The following is a 5,028-nucleotide window of genomic DNA, read 5'->3' on the forward strand; positions in this document are numbered from 1 at the left end:
CCCGAAACACAAATCCCCATAGCTCACCGCCTGCGGCCCGCGGGTTCCTGCATCAGAGACTTTCGTACGCCTGACGGCACCCGAAACCCTTCAGCAATGTCGGCCGTTAAAGTTAGTTGTGCCACCGCCTTACAGCGGACATCACCGGCGATCGCGCTTGAGGACGTAGTTGCGCCAGGAGCGGTCATTCGATGTTCTGCCGTTGAACGGCTTCATTCGCCAGTTTAGCGGAAATTGGGCGACAGCATGGTTGCCTCAACAGGGAAGTTCGAAACCCTCTTGGTCCGCGGATCCCGCTGATTGCACGCTGCCGTGCGATATTCTGCAAGATAGCCACCCAACCAACGCCGATAGCCGCATTGCTCTCGACAAGAGCACTCCTGCCGCAGACCACCTAGCTGGCAGACACTTGGCTGATCCCGGCATCGACCCAGGCGCGCGTCTGCTCAAGCACTTCATCCGACAGCGCGGGATCGTCGATCGCCCGGGCGAGGATTACTGCCCCCACCATCGCTGCCCAGCTTCCGATCGCCGTGCGGCGTCTGTCTGCCGGATCCAACTCCGGGAGCGCCTTGCCGATACGGTCGATCTGCGATCGTAGGCCTTCCGTCATGGCCGAGCGTGCAGCCGGGGTCTGATGGCGGATGGCTGCGGCAAGGCCCGCCGTCGGGCAACCGCCGGCGCAGTTGTCGCGATGCCGGGGCGAAAGATAGGAACCTACATAAGCGCGAAGATCGCCCCCTCCGCCTGAGTCCGCGGCGAGGACGTGGGCAAGGGTCTGCGCGATCAGGTCGTCCTTCGAACTGAAATGGCCATAGAAGCCGCCATGGGTGAGCCCGGCGGCCTTCATCACTTCCGCCACGCTGACCGCGTCGAACCCCTTCTCGCGAAACAGCCGGCTGGCCGCATCCAATATCCGGTGACGGTTCTCCGCCATCTGCTCTCGACTGACCTTCATTTCAAAATTCTCCGTCGGCCCCGTTGACATTTACATGATGCCCATCATATTTAGCCGCAATCATGATGATCGTCATGAATATAGGTTCCATCAGAGAAAAGAGCAATGCCATGACCACCATTCCATCAGTCCTCATAACCGGCGCCTCCACGGGCATCGGAGCTTCCTATGCCGAACGGTTCGCCCGCCGCGGACACGACCTCGTGCTCGTTGCCCGTGACGTGGCACGAATGGAGGCACTGGGAGCCCGGCTCCGTCAGGAAACTGGCGTTGCGATCGACATCATCCAGGCTGATCTTACGCAGCCTGCCGAGCTTGCAACGGTAGAGACGAGGCTGCGCGATGACGCCCGCATCGGGATTCTAGTCAACAATGCCGGAACAGCCATCGGCGGAAGCTTCATCGAGCAGAGTACCGATGACGTCGCACGGCTCGTTGCGCTCAACACGACCGCACTTCTGCGGCTTGCCAGCGCCATCGCCCCGCGTCTTGCGAAAGCTGGCGAAGGGTCGATCGTCAACATCGGTTCCGTGGTCGGGCTGGCGCCGGAGTTCGGCATGACGGTCTACGGCGCAACCAAAGCCTTCGTGCTGTTTCTGTCGCAGGGGCTCAGCCTCGAGCTTGAGCCGAAGGGCGTCTACGTCCAGGCCGTGCTGCCCGCCACGACGCGAACCGAGATCTGGGGCCACGTCGGCGCCGACATCAACACGCTCTCCAACGTGATGGAGGTGGACGATCTGGTTGACGCGGCGCTGGTCGGCTTCGACCGCCGCGAACCGGTGACCATCCCGCCACTCCCCGATGCCGGTCAGTGGGACGCGCTTCAGGCCGCGCGCCAGGCCATGCTTCCGAACTATCGGAACGAGCATCCCGCCGAGCGGTACCGCAAGGTCGCCTGAGCACCAACGAATCCATTTGATAACGACCTCGTCGCGGCGGGGACAAACAAGGTGACCTATGACCAACAAAGCACTTTTTGAGCCTTATTCTCTCGGCTCGTTGACGCTCTCCAATCGTATCGTCATGGCGCCCCTCACGCGCAATCGCGCTGGCCCGGGCTTCGTTCCGGGCGATCTTGCCGCCGAGTATTACGGCCAGCGGGCCTCCGCCGGCCTGCTGATCTCCGAGGCCACGCAGATCTCGCGGCAGGGACAAGGTTACCAGGACACGCCCGGCATCTATTCTCAGGCTCAGATCGACGGCTGGCGAAAGGTCACGACCGCGGTGCACGCCAAGGACGCGCGGATTTTCCTGCAGCTCTGGCACGTCGGCCGCGTCTCGCACGTCGATCTGCAGGAGAACGGCGCCGCGCCCGTCGCGCCCTCGGCAATCCGGGCCGCCACCAAGACGTTCGTGAACAACGGCTTTGTCGAGGTTTCGGAGCCCCGCGCGCTGGCGCTCGACGAGCTTGCGAGGATCGTCAACGATTTCCGGCAAGCAGCCGCGAACGCCATTGAGGCCGGCTTCGATGGCGTCGAGATTCATGGCGCCAACGGCTATCTGCTGGACCAGTTCGCCAAGGACGGTGCCAATGTCCGCACGGATGCTTATGGCGGATCGGTCGAGAACCGCGCCCGGCTGATGCTGGAGGTTGCGACTGCGGTGGTCGAGGAGATCGGCGCAGAGCGCACCGGCATCCGGATTTCGCCCGTCTCGCCCGCCAACGGCGTCTCGAGCAGCGCCCCCCAGGCGCAGTTCGACTATATCGTCGATCAACTCGATGCTTTGGGCATCGTCTATATCCATGTCGTCGAGGGCGCCACTGGCGGATCGCGCGATGTCGCGCCGTTCGACTTCGGATCGCTCCGCCGGCGCTTCAACAATACCTATATCGCCAATAACGGCTATGACCTCGACCTCGCGGCGTCGCGGCTCGCCGAGGGCAAGGCGGACCTCTTCGCCTTCGGGCGCCCGTTCATCGCCAATCCCGACCTTGTGGAACGGCTGAAGACGCGCACGCCGCTGACGGAGTTCAACTCGGCGACGCTCTATGGCGGCGGCTCCGCTGGCTATACCGACTATCCCGCGATCGCCGCCTCAAGCCGCCCATGAGCTATCGGAGGGCGGCGCCTGCGAGGCAGCCATCCCACGTGACAGCAGCGCCTCAGGGCATCTCTCTGGCGTTCCGCTCGAACTGGTGTCCAAACCCAGGGATTCAGGAGGGCCATGGAGGGCTATAGCATAGACGTTAGCTCCTCTGGTCCGCCCAGGACCAGCCAGGCGAGATTCGTAGCACGTCGTACGTTCGCTTTACAGGCGCAAGCGGACCCATTCACCGTGATTTCGACTGTCGTGAATGGGTCAGATCGCGTCGACACATGGAGGCGCCTGAATGTCCGCTTCTCACATTCCAAGCCTCCAAGCCGCAAGTCAGCTTCCGTGAACCGAACAAGACGTTCATCGAAGCGCCGCAGAACGTCCGCTATTTGCGCTACCTGCTCGTTCCGATCGATGAGACGAATGGCATCTCGGCCATTCTCGGGAGCTAGCTGATTAACCTCGGCGGTGATTCCGAACCGAAGGTCAGCGCCGAAAGATGAAACCGGGTTCGGAAAAGATCTAACAGGAAGTGCCGGGCCCTGGTCAGACCGGCCGCACCAGAACGTGTTTCTTCTTGCCAAGCGACAGTTTCGCGACGTTTTCCGGCCCAAGGTCCTGCAGCGTCACCATCCTGCGATCGTCGGCCACGAGCTGGTCGTTGAGGCGCACGGCGCCGCCCTGGATATGCCGCCGTGCCTCGCCGTTGGACCCGGCCAGCCCGGCGGTGACGAACAGCGACAATATGCCGACGCCGGCTTCAAGATCGGTCCTGCCCACCTCGACGGTTGGCAGTGTTTCGGCGAGCGCCCCTTCTTCGAACGTCTTACGCGCCGTTTCGCTGGCCTCCTCCGCCGCCTCGCGGCCATGCAGCATGGCGGTGATTTCGGTGGCGAGGATCTTCTTGGCTTCGTTGATCTCCGAGCCGCCGAGCCGTTCGAGGCGTCCGACCTCGGCGAGTGGCAGGGTCGTGTAGAGCTTCAGGAAACGGCCGACGTCGGCATCCTCGGTGTTGCGCCAGTATTGCCAGAACTCGTATGGGCTCAGCATCTCCGCATCGAGCCAGACCGCGCCCGAGGCCGACTTGCCCATCTTGGCGCCGGACGAGGTGGTGAGCAGCGGCGTCGTCAGCGCATAGAGCTGCGCGCCTTCCATGCGATGGCCGAGATCGATGCCGTTGACGATGTTGCCCCACTGGTCGGAGCCGCCCATCTGCAGCCGGCAGCCGAGGCGCTTGTAGAGCTCGACGAAGTCGTAGGCCTGCAGGATCATGTAGTTGAATTCGAGGAACGACAGCGACTGCTCGCGATCCAGCCGGAGCTTGACCGAATCAAAGGCCAGCATGCGGTTGACCGAAAAATGCCGGCCGACATCGCGCAGGAAATTGACGTAGTTGATGTCCATCAGCCAGTCGGCATTGTTGATCATGACGGCGTCGTTGGGGCCGCCGCCAAATTTGAGGTAGGGCGTGAAGTTGCGGCGGATGCCGGCGAGATTGTCCTCGATGTCCTGCGGCGTCAAAAGCTTGCGCGCCTCGTCCTTGAACGACGGATCGCCGATCATCGAGGTGCCGCCGCCCATCAGCGCGATTGGCCGGTGGCCGGTCTGCTGCAGCCAGTAAAGCATCATGATCTGGATCAGCGACCCGGCATGCAGGCTCCTGGCGGTGGCGTCGAAGCCGATATAGGCGCTCACCGTTTCCGTGGCGAAAAGCTGGTCGAGGGCGGCATCGTCCGAGGTCTGGTGGATGAAACCGCGCTCGCTCATCGTGCGCAGGAAATCGGATTTGAAGGCGGACATTTTTCTTTCCCGAAAGGCTTCCGGCCGAATGCGGCTCGGGTATGCATGAAGGCGGGCGTTTAGCACTCAAGCGCGATCAGCAAAAGTGGAATCCGATTTTGCGACACCCTCTTGCCTTCTCCCCTTGTGTGAGATCTTTGCACAGAAGCCGATCAGTGATTCTGTTGTGAGGTTGGAGCAGGGAGATTCGCGATGGTGGATCGTGTTCTGGGTCAGTTGAGTCTGGCGGACGG

General features: G+C 62.3%; 4 protein-coding genes. 2 read left to right on the forward strand and 2 right to left on the reverse strand.

The annotated features are described in order from the left end of the window. Positions 1–394 precede the first annotated feature (394 nt). Positions 395–958 (reverse strand): TetR/AcrR family transcriptional regulator, encoded by a 564-nt coding sequence (locus NKJ15_RS32705; protein WP_352541455.1) that lies wholly within the window; start codon positions 956–958, stop codon positions 395–397. A 110-nt stretch (positions 959–1,068) separates the two neighbouring features. On the opposite strand from NKJ15_RS32705, the gene NKJ15_RS32710 reads away from it, so the two are divergent. Next, positions 1,069–1,857 carry an SDR family NAD(P)-dependent oxidoreductase gene (locus tag NKJ15_RS32710; RefSeq protein WP_352819813.1) on the forward strand — a complete coding sequence of 263 codons (789 nt, stop codon included), beginning with the start codon at positions 1,069–1,071 and terminating at the stop codon, positions 1,855–1,857. A gap of 58 nt (positions 1,858–1,915) precedes the next feature. After that, positions 1,916–3,010 carry an alkene reductase gene (locus NKJ15_RS32715; RefSeq protein WP_352819815.1) on the forward strand — a complete coding sequence of 365 codons (1,095 nt, stop codon included), beginning with the start codon at positions 1,916–1,918 and terminating at the stop codon, positions 3,008–3,010. 531 nt (positions 3,011–3,541) lie between these two features. Here NKJ15_RS32715 and tyrS read toward each other — a convergent pair. Then, positions 3,542–4,795, reverse strand: a complete 1,254-nt coding sequence (tyrS, locus tag NKJ15_RS32720) for a tyrosine--tRNA ligase (protein ID WP_352819817.1) — start codon at positions 4,793–4,795, stop codon at positions 3,542–3,544. Positions 4,796–5,028 lie beyond the last annotated feature (233 nt).

It is taken from the genome of Mesorhizobium sp. M0207 (assembly GCF_040321995.1).
Taxonomy (GTDB): Bacteria; Pseudomonadota; Alphaproteobacteria; order Rhizobiales; family Rhizobiaceae; genus Mesorhizobium.